At 63.5% G+C, this 18,618-nt stretch carries 15 protein-coding genes and 1 other annotated feature; of the genes, 5 read left to right on the forward strand and 10 right to left on the reverse strand.

Annotated elements, in window-relative coordinates:
* Positions 1-122 precede the first annotated feature (122 nt).
* A protein-coding gene (locus tag ACZ1JX_RS00245) for an IS3 family transposase (protein ID WP_465123188.1) occupies positions 123-1,351 on the reverse strand; the annotation gives its coding sequence in 2 pieces (ribosomal slippage) (positions 123-1,063 and positions 1,063-1,351; 1,230 coding nt in all).
* Positions 956-1,070, reverse strand: a sequence feature (AL1L pseudoknot). (Overlaps the previous gene by 115 nt.)
* Before the next feature lie 55 nt (positions 1,352-1,406).
* Here ACZ1JX_RS00245 and ACZ1JX_RS00250 point away from each other — a divergent pair.
* Positions 1,407-1,784, forward strand: a complete 378-nt coding sequence (locus tag ACZ1JX_RS00250; RefSeq protein WP_465124841.1) for a hypothetical protein — start codon at positions 1,407-1,409, stop codon at positions 1,782-1,784.
* A gap of 95 nt (positions 1,785-1,879) precedes the next feature.
* On the opposite strand, the gene ACZ1JX_RS00255 is transcribed toward ACZ1JX_RS00250, so the two are convergent.
* The 6 genes from ACZ1JX_RS00255 to glnE form a co-directional block, all read right to left on the reverse strand.
* Complete coding sequence (locus ACZ1JX_RS00255; protein ID WP_465124842.1) at positions 1,880-2,527, reverse strand: hypothetical protein; 648 nt, start codon at positions 2,525-2,527, stop codon at positions 1,880-1,882.
* A gap of 35 nt (positions 2,528-2,562) precedes the next feature.
* On the reverse strand, positions 2,563-3,558 hold the full coding sequence (locus tag ACZ1JX_RS00260) for a sterol desaturase family protein (RefSeq protein ID WP_465124843.1): 996 nt from the start codon (positions 3,556-3,558) through the stop codon (positions 2,563-2,565).
* Positions 3,559-3,821: 263 nt separating this feature from the next.
* Positions 3,822-4,535 carry a M23 family metallopeptidase gene (locus ACZ1JX_RS00265; RefSeq protein WP_465124844.1) on the reverse strand — a complete coding sequence of 238 codons (714 nt, stop codon included), beginning with the start codon at positions 4,533-4,535 and terminating at the stop codon, positions 3,822-3,824.
* Between the two features lie 187 nt (positions 4,536-4,722).
* On the reverse strand, positions 4,723-5,481 hold the full coding sequence (locus ACZ1JX_RS00270) for a ferritin-like domain-containing protein (RefSeq protein WP_465126455.1): 759 nt from the start codon (positions 5,479-5,481) through the stop codon (positions 4,723-4,725).
* 52 nt (positions 5,482-5,533) lie between these two features.
* Positions 5,534-6,007: a peroxiredoxin gene (locus ACZ1JX_RS00275; protein ID WP_465124845.1), complete on the reverse strand. Its 474-nt coding sequence runs from the start codon at positions 6,005-6,007 to the stop codon at positions 5,534-5,536.
* Complete coding sequence (gene glnE / locus ACZ1JX_RS00280; RefSeq protein ID WP_465124846.1) at positions 6,004-8,682, reverse strand: bifunctional [glutamate--ammonia ligase]-adenylyl-L-tyrosine phosphorylase/[glutamate--ammonia-ligase] adenylyltransferase; 2,679 nt, start codon at positions 8,680-8,682, stop codon at positions 6,004-6,006. The genes ACZ1JX_RS00275 and glnE overlap by 4 nt, the downstream gene beginning before the upstream one ends.
* A gap of 108 nt (positions 8,683-8,790) precedes the next feature.
* On the opposite strand from glnE, the gene ACZ1JX_RS00285 reads away from it, so the two are divergent.
* The gene (locus tag ACZ1JX_RS00285; protein WP_465124847.1) at positions 8,791-9,795 is read left to right on the forward strand and encodes an agmatine deiminase family protein; all 1,005 of its coding nucleotides are present in this window, start codon (positions 8,791-8,793) and stop codon (positions 9,793-9,795) included.
* Positions 9,796-9,920: 125 nt separating this feature from the next.
* Here ACZ1JX_RS00285 and wecC read toward each other — a convergent pair whose 3' ends face one another.
* Both wecC and wecB read right to left on the reverse strand, forming a co-directional pair.
* Positions 9,921-11,240 carry a UDP-N-acetyl-D-mannosamine dehydrogenase gene (gene wecC, locus ACZ1JX_RS00290; RefSeq protein WP_465124848.1) on the reverse strand — a complete coding sequence of 440 codons (1,320 nt, stop codon included), beginning with the start codon at positions 11,238-11,240 and terminating at the stop codon, positions 9,921-9,923.
* Positions 11,230-12,354, reverse strand: coding sequence for a non-hydrolyzing UDP-N-acetylglucosamine 2-epimerase (wecB, locus tag ACZ1JX_RS00295; protein WP_465124849.1), 1,125 nt, complete (start codon positions 12,352-12,354; stop codon positions 11,230-11,232). The genes wecC and wecB overlap by 11 nt, the downstream gene beginning before the upstream one ends.
* Positions 12,355-12,460: 106 nt before the next feature.
* Between wecB and ACZ1JX_RS00300 the strand changes: the two genes are divergently transcribed.
* Entirely contained in the window at positions 12,461-13,786 is a 1,326-nt protein-coding gene (locus ACZ1JX_RS00300) for a nucleotide sugar dehydrogenase (RefSeq protein WP_465124850.1), read from the forward strand.
* Between the two features lie 137 nt (positions 13,787-13,923).
* Positions 13,924-14,922: a GDP-mannose 4,6-dehydratase gene (locus ACZ1JX_RS00305; RefSeq protein ID WP_465124851.1), complete on the forward strand. Its 999-nt coding sequence runs from the start codon at positions 13,924-13,926 to the stop codon at positions 14,920-14,922.
* A 217-nt stretch (positions 14,923-15,139) separates the two neighbouring features.
* On the opposite strand, the gene ACZ1JX_RS00310 is transcribed toward ACZ1JX_RS00305, so the two are convergent.
* On the reverse strand, positions 15,140-15,811 hold the full coding sequence (locus ACZ1JX_RS00310; protein WP_465124852.1) for a glutathione S-transferase family protein: 672 nt from the start codon (positions 15,809-15,811) through the stop codon (positions 15,140-15,142).
* A 465-nt stretch (positions 15,812-16,276) separates the two neighbouring features.
* Between ACZ1JX_RS00310 and ACZ1JX_RS00315 the strand changes: the two genes are divergently transcribed.
* Positions 16,277-18,586: a TonB-dependent receptor gene (locus ACZ1JX_RS00315; protein WP_465124853.1), complete on the forward strand. Its 2,310-nt coding sequence runs from the start codon at positions 16,277-16,279 to the stop codon at positions 18,584-18,586.
* Positions 18,587-18,618 lie beyond the last annotated feature (32 nt).

Here is an 18,618-nt window from a genome sequence, read left to right on the forward strand (position 1 = left end):
CGGCTTTCGGAGTGTTTTTGACTAAAGCTGCCTGTCAGGTCACGACGCCGTTGCTGCCGTTCGTAATCGGATTTACTCAGCAGTGAACCGCCCCGGCTTTCCCGGAGGCATTTTCAATTGAGTCATGCGACCATATCGAGGGTCTCGTTGGCCGCATAGTAGTTGGCTTCGGCTTCGGCGGGTGGGATGTGCCCGATGGGTCCGAACAGGCGGTGATTGTTGAACCAGTCCACCCAGCGCAGCGTTGCCATTTCCACGGCCGATGCGCTCGGCCATGAGCGCTGCCGCCAGATGACCTCGGCCTTATAGAGACCGTTGATGGTCTCGGCCAAGGCGTTGTCATAGCTGTCGCCGACGCTGCCCACAGACGGCACGAGGTTGGCTTCGGCCAGACGCTGCGTGTAGTTCATCGCCAGGTATTGAACGCCCCTGTCGCTGTGGTGGATCAAGCCATCATCTGGACTTGGCCTGCGGGCATGGATCGCCTGCTCCAGGGCATCCAGTACGAAGCCCGCCGTGGCGCTGGTGCTGACCTTCCAGCCCACAATCCGGCGGGCGAAGGCATCGATCACGAACGCGACATAGACGAACCCGGCCCAGGTATGGACGTAGGTGAAGTCGACCACCCACAGCGCATTGGGCCGGCTGACGCGGAACTCGCGGTTGACCTTGTCCAGCGGGCACGGTGCCTTGGGGTTGCTGATGGTCGTCACCGTCGTCTTGCCCCGGCGCACGCCTGCCAGGCCCATGGTGCGCATCAGCCGCTCGACGGTGCACTTGGCCACCTTGATCCCCTCGCGGCGCATCTGGTGCCAGACCTTGCGGGCACCATAGAGGCCAAAGCTGTTCTCGTGGACGCGCTTGATCGCCTCGCGCATCTCGTCATCGCGCCGGACACGGGCGGGGCGCCTGCCGGGATCGGCAAGGCGGGCGGCATATTCGTGGTAGGAGGAAGGGGCGATTGCCAGTTCCCGGCAGATCGGCTCGATACCCAATTCCTTCCGGTGAGCGTCGATGAACGACATCACCATTTGCCGTGGCGGTCGAGCTCCGCCTGCGCAAAATATGCCGAGGCTTTGCGAAGGATCTCGTTGGCCCGGCGCAGTTCCTTGACCTCGCGCTCCAGGGCCTTGACCCGATCACGATCACTGACAGCCTGCGCCGCTGGCCCTGCTCGTCGGCTCGCCTCCTCACGGCACCAGCGGCGCAGTGTCTCGGTCGTGCAGCCAACCTTCCCGGCGATCGACGTCATCGCCGCCCACTCCGACGGGTAATCTCCCCGGTGCTCCTCCACCATCCGCACCGCACGGTCGCGAAACTCAGGCGAGAACTTGTTCCTTGTAGCGCTCATCGTGGCTCCTTCTCACAGATAGGAGCCTCCGGGAAAGCCGGGGCGGTTCACAGCAATGGAAACCACACCCAAGTTTCAACTGCTTCTGCTCGCGGCATTAGTCGGCGTGGCCATAGGTTGGTATGTAGGTGTAAGTTCGTCTGTGCCAGATCCGCAGTGGGTGAACGGAACATATCGCAACCCCTGCTGCGCCGACGTCGTGCTCTCTGATGGCGTGATGACAACACGCGGGTTGCGGGTAGGCTTTACCCTTGAGCATATGAAATTCGGCATGGTTGCCTATCCAGCACAACCTGTCGAAATTGAGAGCAATCGTGTTGTCGCTCGACCGAACGGTGCGACGACTTCAATCTTATTTGACGACAGTCTTGGCTCGTTCACTTTGAGGTGCCGGCCCGACTGCGCCGAGAAAATTGTGTTCAGCCGCTTTTGATTTGGGTGCCAAATTGCCGCTTCTCACCCCAATTCCGCCATTGAGCACCTTCGCAAAATTGCCCAACAGCGGACCTTGATTAAGCACGCCCCCGCCTAACCCTCACCCGCCAACTTCCGCCGGAACGTCCGCCGCACCAGCCACGGTTCCAGAAAACGCCCCACAAGGTACAGAAACGCAAAGATCCCCGCGAAAACGTAAGCCGCTGTTGCCGATGGCTTGCGCTTGCGCGATTTGCCTTCGCCGTCCTTGGGCATTTCGGGGGCCGGTGCGCCGAGGAACTTGTCGACCGGGTTGAGCGTCAGGACCGGCTCGTCCTTCTTCTTCTTCTCGTCCTTCTTCGCGCCCTCGGCCTTCTCTTTCGCTTCGGCCTGCGCCTTCTGGTATTCGGCCACGGCCAGCGTCAACTGGCCAAAGCCCACGAACACCAGCGGCAGGATGAAGCAGAAGAGCATGAACCGGCTGACCAGACGGTAGCGCAGCATCAGCCCGCCCGGCGCGTCTTCCACCCGCAGCGCTCCCTTCTCGAACACCGAAAGCGGGTCCTGCGCGGCGGGCGATCCCTTGGCATAGTTCAGCCCCTCGCCGTCGCGCTGATATTGCGTGTCCGGCTCGTCGAGCACCGGCGCAACCCGCTCCAGCGCTTCGCCTGCGCTTAGGCCCTCGGGCACCGGCACTTCATCGCGCACCGTCCAGATCCAGTCGATGAAGCGCAGGTTCGCGCGAGGCTTCTCCGGGCTCACCGGTTGCGTCCAGGGTGATGCAATCGCGGTTCCGCTCATTCCGCCGGAACCGCCGTCTCGGGCATGCCCGCACCGCGCCCAAGCTTCGCCTTGATCGTCTTCCAAGCCTCGGTGAACGGATAATGCATCACTTCGCGAATGTGCATCCGGCGCCCGCCTTCCATGCCCAGCAGCTCCGCCTCGCCATCGACGCAGGTGCCGAACATGCGGTCGATGATGATCCAGGTACCGGCATAGTTGCTGCGCGTGGCTTCATAGTCCTGCGAATGGTGAACGCTGTGATGCTCGGTCGTGTTGAACAGGAAGCGCCACCAGCGCGGCGTGTTGAAGCGGGTGTTGATGTGCTGGTAGGTGCTCACCGCGAGGCCGAACGTGCCCGCCAGCAGGAACGCGCGCGGCAGGAAGTCGAAGAACCCCCCGATGCCAAGGCCGATCAGGAACAGCTCCACCGGATTGCCCACCGCGCCCTTGTTGATGTTCAGCTGCGTGATGTAGTGGTGCGGCGCGTGGGTCAGCCACAGCGGGTACCAGTTGTGCATGCCGCGATGCATCCAGTACTGCCCGAAGTCGAAGATGAACGAGATCAGGAACGCCTGCAGCAGCAGCGGCAGCCCGGTGAACCACGCCACCTTCGCCAGATCGAAGTTGCTCTGCACCATGGCGATGATCGCGTCAGACCCGATGAACTGGTCGACAATCCGCAGAATGGTATAACCCAGCCCGACATAGAACAGGTCGGTCACCAGCTCCTTCCAAGTCAGCTGCCATGAACGGTGCCGGGGATTGACCCACTCCAGCCCCAGCAGCACCAGCTTGAACACGATGCCGATCGCGATGCCGGTGGACGCCACGGCCCACTCGTTGGGCGCATAGTACCAGAACAGCAGGAAGCCGAAGAAGGTAACCGGCTGGAACCAGGTGAAGAACGCGCGCTTGAACGCACCGCCTTCTACCTTGGGCAGGTTCTCCCACCCCACGGTTACCGGCGCATCCGCCCCGATGATCCGATTGCCAACCTGAACACCTGCCATCTGCCGACCCTCGATATACGTCAAACGGGCAGGCCAAAGCCTGCTATCTATCCGTCTGGCACTATGGGAGGTTTCGGCGGCAGGTATACGCGTCGAATGACGTATGTGCTTAGGGACGTAGCCGCTTCGGAGAAAGGGGGAGTGCTCCCCTGTGCATCAACAAGAAAAGGGCCCCGTCACCAGAGCCCTCTTCCGCATCCTCTCCAAGATGCTTCGCTTGAGAGACCGGGCCTTTTGACCCTAGGCTCTTGTTTGTTCCGGCCTTACTCTTCGGGGCCGCCGCGGCCTTCGGCCTTCTCGTTGCTGGCATAGAGCGAGTCGCCCTTGCCCTGCATGTAGGGGAGCGGGTTGACCGCTTCGCCGGCAACGCGGACTTCGTAGTGGAGGTGCGGGCCGGTCGAGCGGCCGGTCGAACCGACATAGCCGATCACGTCGCCCTTGCGGACCTGCTGCCCTTCGGCAACCGCTACGCGCGACATGTGGCCGTAACGCGTTTCCATGCCGCCACCGTGGTCGAGGCCGACAAACAGGCCGTAGCCGCCGAACCATTCGGCCTTTTCAACGACGCCGTCTGCGCTGGCGCGGATCGGGGTGCCGGTCGGAGCGGAAAGATCGATGCCCTTGTGGGCGCGGCGGCCACCAAGCACCGGGTGCTCGCGCATGCCGTAACCGCTCGAAAGGCGGGTCATCGACACGGGCACCAGCGACGGAATCGAAACCGAAGCGCGGCGGGCGGTGGTGGGACGCGAAGAAGGCAGGATGCCATTGTCGAGCTGCTGCCAGCTGGCGAAGAGGCGGCGGAATTCTTCATCGCCGCGATCGGCCGAAACGCCTGCCTTGGCAGCTTCGGCGGCGCGAAGCGGTGCGGCGATGTCTGCGGAGGAAGCGCTGTTGGCGAAAGCCGGAGCGGAAGAGAATGCAACAATCGCCGTCAGGGCGCTGAATACAGTCTTGAAGGTGTTGGTGTTGAACAACATTACGACCTGTGCGACCTTTTTCTCGGCTCTCCGCTCCCGGTCTGTGCGACCTTTGGAACGGCAAGCCCTGAACCCCCAGAGCGAACCCGTTTTGCGGCGGCAGACAGGTGTTTGGCCTGCCACCCGGGAAATTTCAGAGTTGGTCGGAACCCCCCGCCATCTCGTGAATTGGGGTATGCGGGGCAGGTTACAGGCAGGCAACCCCTGCCATCATTTCGCGCGACAAACCGGCTGATCGACGCGCCGAGTCGTTGAACGGTGGCTTAACCACACCGCGAAAGTGCCGCTCGACCAGCATTTTCCAGAGCCGGGGCGGCGATTCTCCCCTCATCTGACACACTGCGGCGAAATGTGTTGTGCCGAAGCGCACATGGCGAATTTCGTCGTCAACGATTCGTTGCAGGATGCGTGCAGAGCGCTCGTCGCCCGCCTTTACGAACCGCTCCACCGTCATCGGCGTCACGTCCAGCGCCCGCGCTTCCAGCACCATCGGCACAATCGCCAGCCGCGCCGCCACGTCATGTGCGGTCTCGCGCGCGGCGTCCCACAACCCATCGTGCGCTGGCATCGCGCCATAGAAGCTGCCAAGCGTGCGCAGCCGCCGCGCGATCAGGGCAAAGTGCATCGCCTCGTCGGCGGCGACCGAAAGCCAGTCGCCGACGAACTGCCGCCCCATCTGCGCCCCGAACCGCCCCGCCGCATCGAGCGCAAGGTCGATCGCCACGAACTCGATATGCGCCAGCGCATGGAGCAGCGCGAGCCGCCCGTGTGCCGACCCGCGTCCGCGCTTGGGCATGGCGGCGGGCGGCAGCAGTTCGGGCCTTTCTGGCCGCGCCGGAACGTCCGGCATCGCCACGTCGAACACCATGGCCAACTCGCTCGCCCGCCATCGGCGCACCACATCGCGCGTCGCCATCACCTTGGCGGTCGGCTCAGCCGTCAGCATGGCCGCGCGGATTGCGCGGGCGAGGGAAGGGGCGGTCACAGGACGTCTTGGATCAGAGCGCCTTGGCAGCGGCCAGCACCTCGTCGGCGTGACCCTTGACCTTCACCTTGTTCCAAACCTGGGCGATCTTGCCATCCGCGCCCACCAGATAGGTCGTGCGCTCCATGCCCATGTAGGTGCGCCCGTACATCGACTTTTCGGTCCAGATGCCCAGCGCGTCCGAAACGCCGCCTTCTTCCGCGTCCGAAGCCAGCGGCGCGGTCAGTCCATGCTTCTCCGCAAACTTCACGTGCTTCTTTGGCGGGTCCTTGCTCACGCCCAGCACGGCAATGCCCGCCGCTTCGAACTCGCCGTAAAGCGCGGAAAAATCCTTGTTTTCCGTGGTACAGCCGGGCGTGTCGTCCTTGGGGTAGAAGAACACCACCAGCTTGCGACCGGCAAAGTCCGAAGCCTTGACGCTGCCGCCATCGGGCGTCGTCATCGCAATGTCGGGGAACGCTTCGCCCACACCTGTCCGCTCGCTCATTCCGCAATCTCCAGTTGAATATCGAACACCTGCGCCCAGCCTTGGACGACGCAATGCCGCGCGGCTGTCACCGCGTCCAGCAGCGCGTCCCAGCTTTCCAGCCCGCACGATGTGGCCACGATGCCCCGGCTGGCCTCTGGCGGGAACATGCCATCAGGGGCAACCAGCCGCACCACCACCAGCAACCGCGTCAGCAGATCATGCGCCTTGCGCAGGCCTTGGGGCAGCAGTCCCTTGTCTTCCAGCAGCTGCACCGCCGCGCCAAGATCGGGCGTCTGCGCCAGATGGTCGCGCAATTGCAGGAAATGAACCATGAACTCGATGTCCACCAGCCCGCCGCGCGCCAGCTTCACGTCGAGCGGCCCCTTGGCCGACTTGTGCTCGGCCATGGTCCCGCGCATCTCCAGCACGTCGGCGCGCAGCTTTGCCGGATCGCGCGGACGCTCCAGCACACGTGCGATGATCGCCTGAAGGGCCGCCCGGTCCGCTTCCGTCCCGAACATCGCCCGCGCCCGACACAAGGCCATGTGCTCCCACGTCCAGGCATCCTCGCACTGATAGCGCGAGAAGCTGTCGAGGCTAACCGAGATCGGCCCTTGCGCACCCGAAGGCCGCAGCCGCGTGTCCACTTCGTAGAGAGCGCCCGCCGCCGTCGGCACCGAAAGCGCCGCAATCACCCGCTGCGCCAACCGGTTGAAATAGAGCGTCGCCCCCAACGACCTGCGCCCGTCAGACTCGCTTGCATGGTCCCCGCTGAACAGAAACACCAGATCAAGGTCCGAAGCATGAGTCAGCGCCGCGCCGCCCAGCCGCCCGAGGCCGAGAATCGCCAGATCGCTCCCCGGCACCACGCCATGATTGCCCCGAAACTCCTCGATCGCCGCGCGCCCGAGCACCTCGATCGAAGCCTCGGCCACCCGCGAAAGCGCCGCCGCCACCTCCAGCGGATCGCGCTGTCCCTCGACCAGTTGCACCCCCAGTGCAAACCGCATCTCGCCCACGCGCAGGCGCACCGTATCGAGCAACCGCTGGTAATCGTCGCCCGCTTCCCCGCGCGACAATTCCGCCGCAATCTCGGCCACGCTCCCCGGCAGATCGAACGCCGAACGGTCGATCAGGATGTCGAGCAGGTCTGAGCGCCGCGCCAGTTCGTCCGCCAAAGTCGGCGCATGGGCCAGCACGCGCATCACCACCGCGAGCAATCCGGGTCGCGCTTCCAGCAGGCGGAACACGTTGATCGCGCTCGGCAATCCTTCCAGCAGGTGCTCCCAGCGCAGCAGCGCCCGCTCTGGGTCGGGCGCTTCGCACAGCGCGCGCAGCAGTTGCGGCCTGATCCGCGCAAAGGCCTCGCGCGCCTCGGCAGAGCGCAGGCAGCGATACTGCCCGCCTTCCCAGGCCTGCACCCGCTCGGCAAAGCGATCCACCACCGGGTCAGACTGGTCCGGAATCTCCACCGCCTGCACCGCGCCGGTCGGCGCATAAGTCTCGATCAGCGCATCGAACCGCCGCCCGACCGTCTCCGATATCGCCGCCAGCTCTGCCACGAGCGCCGCTCCGTCCGCCAGCCCGTCAAGCCGCGCCACGTTGTCGAGCGCTGCCGCATCGCCCGGCAATGAATGCGTCTGATGGTCTGCCACCATCTGCAACCGATGCTCCAGCGTCCGCAGCCGGTCATAGCTCTCACCCATGACAGCTGCGTCTTCCGCACCGATGATCCCGGCCTCGGCCAGCGCATCAAGGCTCGCCCGCGTCCCCCGCAGTCGCAGCGCCGGATTGCGCCCGCCATGGATCAGCTGGTGCGTCTGGGCAAAGAACTCGACCTCGCGAATCCCCCCGCGTCCGCGCTTCAGATCATAGCCCGGCCCGATCGCCTGCCCCGCCGAATAGTGATCGCGAATCCGCGTCGTCAGCCGCCCGATCTCGGCAATCGCCCCGAAATCGAGGCTTCGACGCCACACGAAAGGCCGGATCGTATCGAGGAACGCCTGCCCCCGCGCCACATCGCCCGAAGCCGCCCGAGCCCGGATATAGGCCGCCCGCTCCCACGCCAGAGCGCTCGACTCATAGTGCGTGATTGCCGCCTCGAAAGGCAGGGCGAGGGGGCTGACCTCCGAAGCCGGTCGCAGCCGCAGGTCCACCCGGAAGACATAGCCCTCGGCCGTGACCGAAGACATGATCTCCATGATGGCCCGCGCCACCCGCTGCGCCGCATCCGCCGGATCGTCCCGCTCGCGCCGGGGCAGCACCTCGGGATCATAAAGCAGGATCGGATCGATGTCCGACGAGTAGTTCAGCTCCCGCGCCCCATGCTTGCCCAAAGCAATCGCGCAGAACCCTACTGACTCCGCCTCCGGCACCCGCCGCCGGATTGCCGCCTCGATCGCCCGGTCGAGCGAGCGGTCGGCAAAGTCCGAAAGCTCCCCCACCACGCGCCCCAGCGGAAACGCCCCCGCCAGATCACCAACCGCCACGACCAGCGCCAGCGCCAACCGCTCCCGCCGCAAGGCCACAGCGGCATCGTCCACGCCCTCGCCCGCCGCCTTGGCCCGCGCCAGCGCCCCCTCGACATCCCCCGCCGCCAGCAGCGCCTCCAGCTCCGGCAAGCGGCCAAGCGCCATGGAAAGGAACGGAGAATGGGCGTGGGCACGGGCAAGGGCGCTCTGGAAATCGGTCATCGTCCCTCCCGAATGCCCCGCTTGCCGCGCGCGATCAAGCGCCATGGAAACCGCGCGACTTCTGCTCTAAGGCGCGGGGCCAATTCCCAGAATCCGGACCACACGCCCATGACCGCACCCTTCATCATGCCACCCGAATGGCACCCCCAGGACTGGCTGTGGATCGGCTTCCCGCATCTGGCCGAGGAATGGTCGGGCGTGATCGACAAGGCGCAGGAGCAGATCGCCGCCTTCGCCAGCGCCGTCGCCGACAGCGGCCAGGACGTCCGCCTCATCGTCCGCGATGCCGCCAACGAAATGCGCGCGAAGTCACTCGTCTCCGCCGCCGTAAAGCTCGAACGCCGCACCTATGGCGACGTCTGGCTGCGCGACACCGGCCCGCTCGTCGTGCTGGACGAAGCCGCGAACCGCAAGGCCCGCCTGTTCGGCTTCAACGGCTGGGGCGAGAAGTACCTGATGCCCGGCGATCAGGACATCGGTGCCGACCTTGCCGCCTCCGCAAGCCTCGAAGCCTCGAAAGCCGACTGGATTCTCGAAGGCGGCGCGCTTGACGGAGACGGCACTGGCCTCGTCGCCACGACCGAGCAGTGCCTCCTCAACCCCAATCGCAACCCGCACCTGACCCGCGAAGATCTCGAGCTACGCCTGCACCGCGATCTCGGCTACACCCGCGTCCTCTGGCTTGGCGATGGCCTGATCAACGACCACACCGACGGCCACGTCGATAATCTCGCCCGCTTCGTCGGCCCGAACCGCCTCGCACTCCCCCGCGCCACCGGCCCGAACGACCCCAACGCCGCGATCTACGCCGATGCGAAAGCCCGAGCAGAGACCGCAGGCGTCGAAGTGGTCGAAGTCCCATCGCCGGGCCGCATCGAATGGGGCAACACGATCCAGCCCGCCAGCTACATGAATTTCGTGATCACCACGAACCTAGTGGTAGTCCCGATCTTCGGCTCACCACATGATGACGAAGGCGTCGCAGCCATCGCCGAACTCTTCCCGGATCGCGCCACGATCGGCCTGATGGGCGACGCGGTGCTGGCAGGCGGCGGCGGCTTCCACTGCGCCAGCCAGCAGATGCCGAGGGCGGTAGTCCAAAAACTGCCATAAAATTCGCCGTCACCCCGGGCTTGACCCGGGGTCCCGCTGCCTTCTTGGCCAAAGCTGAAATCGCAAGGAAAGCGGGACCCCGGATCAAGTCCGGGGTGACGGGCTTTTTGTCGTTAGCCGAGCGCCTAGCTCGCCAGCCTCAACCCCGCACCAACCACATCAACCCCCGGCTGATCCGGCCAGATCCCGCGCGTGTCATAGACAACCTTGCCCGAACGCTCGGCCAGCGGGATCACCTTGAACACGTCGTGGTCCACCAGCACGATCAGCACGCCGCACTCTTCCAGCGCGGTGTCGAGGTCGATCTGCACAGCGCCCGTACCTTCGAATTCACGCGGTAACTCGCCCGCATAGGGCTCGACCACATGCACACGCGAACCGAACTTGCGCGCCAGACTCGCCGCGACATAGCGCGCCGGGCTCTCGCGGAAATCGTCGATGTTCGCTTTGAACGCCAGGCCAAGGCACGCAACCTTCACCCCCGGATGCTCCTCGACCAGTGCCGAGGCCTTGGCGACGACATGGTGCATCTTGCCATCGTTCACATTGCGCGCGGTGCGGATCAGCGGGGTTTCATCCGGAGCGCCTGCCACGATGAACCACGGGTCCACCGCGATGCAGTGCCCGCCAACGCCGGGGCCGGGCTGCAGGATGTTCACGCGCGGGTGCCGGTTGGCGAGGCGGATCACTTCCCACACGTCCAGCCCCATCCGGTCCGCCACCATCGACAATTCGTTGGCAAAGGCGATGTTCACGTCGCGATAGGCGTTCTCGACCAGCTTGGTCATCTCGGCCGAGCGCGCATCGGTCGTCACGCAAGTCCCGCGCACGAAGCGCTTGTAGAACGCCAGCGCCTTGCGCGCGCAACGCGGCGTGATCCCGCCGATCGAGCGGTCGTTGTTGGTCAGCTCTTCCAGAATGCGCCCCGGCAGCACGCGCTCGGGGCAATAGGCGATGGAAACGTCGGGTGTTTCCTTGGTCTTGCCCAAAGAATCGGGGAAGGGAAACTTGAGGTCAGGCCGCAAGCCCGCCATCAGATCGCGCATCTGCTCGGTCGTGCCGACGGGCGAGGTCGATTCGAGAATCACCGTGTCGCCCGCCTTCAGCACCGCAGCGACCTGCGTCGCCGCCGCCAGCACATAGGAAATGTCCGGCGTATGGTGCCCGTCCTTGGCAAACGGAGTCGGCACCGCGATCACGAAGACGTCGGAGGGTGCAATCTCGGTTGATGCGCGCAGCAGGCCCCGCTGCACCACGCCATGAACCAGCCCGTCGAGGTCCACTTCCTCGATATGGATCTCGCCGCGGTTGATCGTGTCGACCACGTGTTGCGACACGTCGAGGCCAAGCACGCGGCACCCCGCGCGGGCTATGATGGCAGCGGTTGGCAGTCCGATATAGCCGAGGCCGACAACACAGACGTCCGGCTTCACATCACCCATCATTCGCCAGCAACTCCACGATACGGCGCGCCGATTGCCCATCCCCGAACGGGTTGTGCGCACGCGCCATGGCCGAATAGGCAGTGTTATCGTCGAGCAGGGTGAAGATTTCGGAAACGATACGGTCAACATCGGTGCCGACGAGCCTTGCGGTCCCGGCAGTCACGCCTTCCGGCCGCTCGGTCGTCTCGCGCATGACCAGCACCGGCTTGCCCAGCGCAGGGGCCTCTTCCTGTACGCCGCCCGAATCGGTCAGCATGATCTCGGCCACGGACAGCAGCCGGGCGAAGTGTGGATAATCCAGCGGCTCGATCATCGCCACGTTGGGCAGGCCCGCAAGCGCGGCATCCATAACCTTGCGCACGTTGGGATTGGGGTGGACCGGAAAGACCACTGCCACATCCTCGCGCTCTGCAATGCGGCGAATCGCCTCGGCAATGTTCTCAAGTCCCCCGCCAAAGTTCTCGCGCCGATGGCTGGTCACGCCGATCACCCGCTTGCCGACAAAACGCGCCTCGATCTCCGCAAGGCCGGAAGCCAGCGCAGGCTCGGCCTCGATCCGCGCGGTTACCCAGTGCAGCGCATCGATCACGGTATTGCCGGTCACGTGAACCGTGCTGGCGTCAACATTCTCCGCCAGCAGTGCTGCTGCAGAAACATCGGTCGGCGCAAAGTGCAGCTTCGCAATCGTGCCGATGATCTTGCGGTTCACCTCCTCGGGCCAGGGGTGATAGATGTTGTGGCTGCGCAATCCCGCCTCGACATGCGCCACCGGCAGCTTGCGGTAATAGGCCGCCAACGCGCCTGCCATGGCCGTCGTCGTATCGCCCTGAACCACCACCCAGTCGGGCGAAGTTTGGTCCATCACCTTGCCAAGCCCGGTCAGCAGCGCGGCGGTCAGCCCGTCCAGCGTCTGGTCCGGCTTCATCAGGTCAAGGTCGAAGTCCGGCACGATACCGGCAATCTCCAGCACCTGATCCAGCATCCCGCGATGCTGCGCCGAAACGCAGGTGACGACGCGGGTGCGCGGATCGCCTGCAAGGGCGTGAACCACGGGAAACATCTTGATCGCTTCGGGGCGGGTGCCAAACACCACAAGGATGGTCTTTTCCGTCATGGCGCTTCCAATATCTGCTGAGTGTTAACCGTGAAATAAGAGCCTCGATTTAAGCAGGGCGGCAATCCGGCGCGCGATGCGTCAACCATGAAAGGCCGCCTGTCCCGTGACAGTCCAGTTCCCGACCATTGCCCCTGCTCCAGTGCGCGGCCTCGATCCGCTGGTGTCCGCCACCACCCGCGTCACCGTTCTCGGCCTCGGTTACGTCGGCCTGCCGCTCGCCGTCGCGCTTGCCAAGAAGTTCTTCGTCACCGGCTTCGACATTGACGTCCAGCGCATTTCCGAGCTGTCCGAAGGGCATGACCGCACGCGCGAGATCGAACCGGCGCTACTCTCGATGTCGAGCCTTGGCCTGACCTGTGATGCCGGGGTCTGCCCGCCGAGCGATTTCTACATCGTCACCGTGCCCACGCCCATCGACGGTGAGAACCGCCCGGACCTGCGCCTTGTCGAAGCCGCCTCGCGCACCGTCGGCAGGATGCTGCCCGATGCCGTGAAGGAAGGGCGCGCGCCCGTAGTCGTCTACGAAAGCACCGTCTATCCCGGCGTCACCGAGGACATCTGCGGTCCGATTCTCGAACAGGTCTCCGGCCTCAAGTGCGGCGAGGACTTCTTCCTCGGCTACAGCCCGGAACGCATCAACCCCGGCGATCGCGAACACACCATCGAACGCATCACCAAGGTCGTCTCGGGGCAAACCCCCGAAGTGCTTGATCGCGTGGCCGATCTCTACGGCGCGATCACCAGCGGCGGCGTGTTTCGTGCCGCCTCGATCAAGGCTGCCGAAGCCGCCAAGGTCATCGAAAATGCCCAGCGCGACATCAACATCGCCTTCATGAACGAGATCACCCAGATATTCTCGAAGATGGACCTCTCGGTCTGGGATGTGCTGGCCGCATCGAACACCAAGTGGAACTTCCTGCCCTTCACCCCCGGCCTCGTCGGCGGGCACTGCATCGGCGTCGATCCCTATTACCTCTCGGCCCGCGCCGAAGCCCTTGGCCACGATCCGCAGGTGATCCTTGCCGGGCGCGGGGTGAACGATGGCATGGCGCAGTGGGTTGCTAGCCAACTCCATGAAAAGCGGGGGCAAAAGCCCGGCTCGGTGCTCGTCCTCGGCCTGACCTTCAAGGAAAACGTGCCGGATTTGCGCAATTCCAAAGTCGCCGATGTCGTCGCCGAACTTGAAGCGCTCGGCCACAAGGTCGCCGTTCACGATCCCCACGCCGACAACGCCGAAGCCATGCTCGAATATGGCATCCAGCTTGCGGGCGATGCCTTTGAGCAGGCCTATGACCTTGTTTTCCTTGCAGTTCCGCACAAGTACTATCTGGCCGCTGGCGCAGACCGCATCGCGGCACTGGTGGCACCAGGCGGCACATTGGCGGACCTCAAGGGCGTGCTGGGCGAGCGCGCCGACTGGAAACTTTGAGCAATCCCACTACGCTGCGCCCCCGCGCCAAAGGTTTCTGAGGGGCGGGGGTTTCGGTGTTCTCAAGGAACACTGGCGTAAACCGACTGAGGTCCCCGCCTGCGCGGGGACGCCAGGAATTTGAAAGAGAAGCCAACGTGAAAGTCCTCGTTACCGGAGCCGCCGGCTTCATCGGCTACTCGCTCATCACCCGCCTGCTCGCGCGCGGGGACGAGGTCGTCGGCGTCGATATCGTCAACGACTACTATGACGTCAGCCTCAAGGAAGCGCGGCTGGCGCGGCTGGTCGAACAGGGCGGATCACGATTCTCGTTCTGTCGCAATGACTTCGCCGACTATGCAGGCCTCACTGCCGCGCTGGCAGACAAGCAGTTCGAACGCGTCGTTCACTTGGGCGCGCAGGCCGGGGTGCGCTATTCGATCGAAAACCCGCACGCCTACGTTCAGTCCAACCTCGTCGGCCACCTCAACCTGCTCGAAGTCTCGCGCCATAGCGGGGTCGAGCACATGGTCTATGCCAGCTCGTCGTCAGTTTACGGTGGAAATACAAAGCTTCCCTTCTCGGTGGACGACCGCGTAGACCACCCGCTCTCGCTCTACGCCGCCACCAAGAAGGCGGACGAACTGATGAGCGAGACTTACGCCCACCTCTATCGCCTGCCACTCACGGGCTTGCGCTTCTTCACCGTCTATGGCCCATGGGGGCGCCCGGACATGATGATGTGGTTGTTTACCAAGGCAATTCTCGCCGGTGAACCGATCAACGTGTTCAACCACGGCGACATGTACCGCGATTTCACTTACGTTGACGACATCGTCAGCGGCGTCATCGCCTGCCTCGACAACCCGCCGCCCGATGACGGCGCGGTCAAGGCCGGCGGCAGCGAAAAACCCCACCGCCTCTACAACATCGGCAACCACAAGTCCGAGCACCTGATGAAGGTCATCGCGATTCTGGAAGAGCAGCTCGGGCGCAAGGCCGAGATGAATCTCATGCCGATGCAACCCGGCGACGTCCGCCAGTCCTTCGCCGATATCGATGCGATTGCGGGCGACCTTGGCTACCGTCCGACGACGAGCATCGAGGTCGGGGTGCCGAACTTCGTGGCATGGTACAAGGACTACCACGGGTTGTGACTTTGCCCCCCGTTTGCCCCTGAGAGTTCAGGGGAGTTAGGGGGGAGTTGGGGTAGAGTTGGAAATCGCGGTTTGCGGCTGCAAGAAAATGCTGAAACGCAATGTCGTGGGCCCCGGCCTGCGCCGGGGCGACGTGTAACTAACTCGAAGTCCTGCCTTTTATCGTCACCCCGGCGAAGGCCGGGGCCCATTCCCTATCAACCAAACACCAAAACCATCACGCATTCACGTCCGCATAGTGGCTCGGCGGCTGGATCACGTCCATGCGTTCGGACAGGAGCGGGCGGAAGCTCGGGCGGCTCTTGAACACCGAATACCAGCTGCGTGCCTGCTCGTGCCCCGACCAGTCGATGCCGCCGAGATAGTCGGCGACCGAGATCTGCGCGGCGGCGGCGAGATCAGCGAGACTCATCGTCGAACCTGCCAGCCAGGGGCGATTGTCGATCAGATAATCGATATAATACAAGTGCTCGTCCGCCAGCCTCATGGAATCACGCAAGCGCTTGCTGTCAGGCGGGCTGCGATAGACGAGGCGCTTCTTCATCCGCTCCTCGAGCAGCGGCTGCGTGACGTCGGCGTAAAAATTCTCGTCGAACAGCGCGACCAGACGGCGGATTTCCGCGCGATTCACGGCCGTGCCGTTGATCATCGGCGTCTTGTCGACGGTCTCTTCGAAATACTCGCAGATCGCCCGGCTGTCGGCCAGAATGACGCCACGCTCGGGATTGTGGATCGCCGGGGTGCGGTATGCCGGGCTGAGCTTTCCGAACGCTTCGGTCCGCTCCCACGGATTCTCCCTAACCAGATCATAGGCAACGCCCTTTTCGCTGAGCAGAAGACGCACCTTGCGAGAGAACGGACACAGGGGAAATTGATGAAGCTGCCACATGGAGAAAGCTTTGCGCGGGCAAGGGCGCAGGGTCAAGGACAGTGAGTGCTATGCGTATTGGCAATGCATATGCGGTCAGCAGGCATCACGCCGTGATGACGCAAATGTGTCCGGACATGATCGACCGGCACGATCTCCGACAAGGGGGTGCGCTGCCCTGAAGAAGACTTTTATGACTATCTTTCAGAATTTTAATCGCTCGAGAAAGAACGGGCCAAAGCGCTGAGAAGAGAGAAGTAGAAATAAAAAGATACAGAATAGACAAAAAGGGAAAGGTGTGTTGGAGGAATTATATCAATTCATAAAAGAGATTATATTGATGATACTATTATTTACGAGATCGATGAATATATCCTCCAAATAAAAATTATTCCTTCGCCTGCTTTCCCGCTAACCGCCCTGCCTGCAGCTGACCGCGACTTCTGGTCGCAGGTCGCTCAAGCATGACTTGGGGAGGTAAATGCAATGACGGAAATCAGGCGCAGTGTCCTGTTGTGCGGTCTTTCGATCGTCGCCCTCGCTTCGGCTCCGAGCGCTCTTGCGCAGGAAAGCGCGCAGGAAGCAGCGGTGGTGGAAGACGAGAATGCAATCGTCGTAACGGCGCGCAAGCGTGTCGAAAATCTGATCGACGTGCCGCTGGCGGTCTCGGTCGCAACAGCAGACCAGCTCAAGCGCGACCAGATCTACAACGTGACGGATCTCCAGCGGATCACCCCGGCTCTCGAAGTCGCCCAGACCTTCGGCGGTGAATCGAACGGTGGCGGCCGTCTGCGTGGCTTTGGCACCGGTGTTTTCAATCCTTCGGTTGCACCTTCGGTGGCTCTGGTGATCGACCAGGTTCCGATCGGAAACCTGAACTTCCCCGTGCTGTTCGACATGGCCCAGGTCGAAGTTCTGCGTGGACCGCAGGGAACGCTGTTCGGCCAGGGTGCTTCGGCCGGCGTGCTCAACATCAGCACGCGCAAGCCCGAGTTCGATCGCTTCGGCGCGAACTTCAGCATCGACGGGGCTGACAAGGGCACCGCGGGGGCCGAGTTCGGCGAACTCATCGTCAATGCCGGGGTAAATCTGCCACTGGCCAGCAATCTTGCACTGCGCGTTTCGGGCCAGCTTCGCCGCGAAACGGGCCTGCAGCGTAGCTCGACCACCGGTCTCGACAACGTGATCGAGGACTTCGGGATCAGGGCGAAGCTGCGGTACGAGCCGAGCGATACCGTGTCGATCACCCTCTCGGGCGAATATGGCGAGAACGATGGTCGCGGGCAGACCTTCTTTGCCCTGGCAACCAGGCCCAACTCGACCACGCCCTTCGGTCCTCCGGGCGGGACTGTCGGTTCCGTCGCGACCGCAGCGTTCCTCAACCCGGCCGGCTGCGCCATGCCTGTCATCAGCGAACGTGCTGAATGGTATTGCGAAAACACGCCGACCGAGCAGTCCACAACGGTTGCGGCAGTTTCTGCGGTGATCGATGTCGAGTTGTCCGATTCGCTCTCGCTCACCTCGGTTTCGGGGTTCCGTGATCGCGAATACCTCGTGATCAGCCGGGACTTCTCGCGCCTGACCACCGCTCCCGCTGCACGCCAACAGCGTACCGCTGAAGAGTCCAACGGCTTCAGCCAGGAACTTCGTCTGAACTATACCGGAAACGGCTTCGACGTGGTGGGCGGGGTGTTCTACACCGACTTCGCGTTCGATCGCACGCCGATCGGCGAGCCGGTGATCTTCGGCAGTGCGCTGCCCGCCGAACGCGTCGGGTTCAGCGTCTGCAACTTCGCCGGAACCGTATGTCCCGTGCCGATCAGCTTCACGCGGGAAATCACGAACAACCGCACCTTGGCAGCCTTTGCCGACGTGACCGTCAACCTTACCGAACAGATCGAACTCTTCGGCGGTCTGCGTTACGACGATTACCGCAACACCACGCAGATCCAGGTATTTCGCAGCACCCCCGGTCCCGTCCGCACGCTGGAGCTTGAAGACGGCAATCTCTCGGGGCGTATCGGCCTGAGCTACCAGCCCAACGCCGACGTGAACATTTTCGGTTCGTTCTCGCGTGGCTACAAGCCGCCGGCAGTGGGCACCGATCCGTCGGGCGCGCTGTTCGTGCTCGATCCGGAATTGTCGGACGCTTTCGAAATCGGCGCGAAACTCGGAGTCGGGCGTCTCCAGCTTTCGGCCAACGCGTTCTACACCAAGCTGCGCAACTTCCAGAGCCAGGCGAACGTGCTGATCGGCGGGGCCCTGATCTCGCGGCCGCTCAATGTTCCGGAGACTGTGTCAAAGGGCTTCGAGCTGACCGCATTCGGCCAGATCACGCGCGGTTTCAGCGTGAATGCCGGATACCAGTACAACGATGTCCGGTATCCCACCGGGTTCGTGGGTGAAGATGGCCAGTCCCTGGGCGGCACCCAGCTGATCAATGCGCCGCGCCACAAGATCACGCTCTCTGCCGATTATGGCCATGAGGTGTCTGACGGGCTCGAGTTCTTCGCGAACACCAACGTTGTCTATCGCAGCGCCACACTGCTCGCGCCGCGGGCAGACCCGATTTACCGGTTCCGCGCCAATGCTCTCGTCAATCTCGGGCTTGGTGTGCGCCATCCCGAGGGCACCTGGACGGCGGCGCTGTTCGTGCGCAACCTGACCAAACAGCGTGTGCCGGTGGCCTATCTCGCCCACACCTTTGCCAATCTGCCCACCGGTGCCGTTCGTGCCCTGCCGGCGGCCGGGCAGACCGCGAGAGTGGTTGGCGCAAGGGTGGGTTTCCAGTTCTGAACCACCTGATGTGAAAACGGGGCGCGCCATCT

Source organism: Novosphingobium sp. BL-A-41-Hi4A-0G, from assembly GCF_055521735.1.

Excerpts from the sequence above, each read along its gene's own strand:
- ACZ1JX_RS00250 (WP_465124841.1), top strand. The coding sequence starts at position 1,407 with ATGGAAACCACACCCAAGTTTCAACTGCTTCTGCTCGCGGCATTAGTC.
- ACZ1JX_RS00260 (WP_465124843.1), bottom strand. The coding sequence starts at position 3,558 with ATGGCAGGTGTTCAGGTTGGCAATCGGATCATCGGGGCGGATGCGCCG.
- ACZ1JX_RS00265 (WP_465124844.1), bottom strand. The coding sequence starts at position 4,535 with ATGTTGTTCAACACCAACACCTTCAAGACTGTATTCAGCGCCCTGACG.
- ACZ1JX_RS00270 (WP_465126455.1), bottom strand. The coding sequence starts at position 5,481 with ATGCTGACGGCTGAGCCGACCGCCAAGGTGATGGCGACGCGCGATGTG.
- ACZ1JX_RS00275 (WP_465124845.1), bottom strand. The coding sequence starts at position 6,007 with ATGAGCGAGCGGACAGGTGTGGGCGAAGCGTTCCCCGACATTGCGATG.
- glnE (WP_465124846.1), bottom strand. The coding sequence starts at position 8,682 with ATGACCGATTTCCAGAGCGCCCTTGCCCGTGCCCACGCCCATTCTCCG.
- ACZ1JX_RS00285 (WP_465124847.1), top strand. The coding sequence starts at position 8,791 with ATGACCGCACCCTTCATCATGCCACCCGAATGGCACCCCCAGGACTGG.
- wecC (WP_465124848.1), bottom strand. The coding sequence starts at position 11,240 with ATGATGGGTGATGTGAAGCCGGACGTCTGTGTTGTCGGCCTCGGCTAT.
- wecB (WP_465124849.1), bottom strand. The coding sequence starts at position 12,354 with ATGACGGAAAAGACCATCCTTGTGGTGTTTGGCACCCGCCCCGAAGCG.
- ACZ1JX_RS00310 (WP_465124852.1), bottom strand. The coding sequence starts at position 15,811 with ATGTGGCAGCTTCATCAATTTCCCCTGTGTCCGTTCTCTCGCAAGGTG.
- ACZ1JX_RS00315 (WP_465124853.1), top strand. The coding sequence starts at position 16,277 with ATGACGGAAATCAGGCGCAGTGTCCTGTTGTGCGGTCTTTCGATCGTC.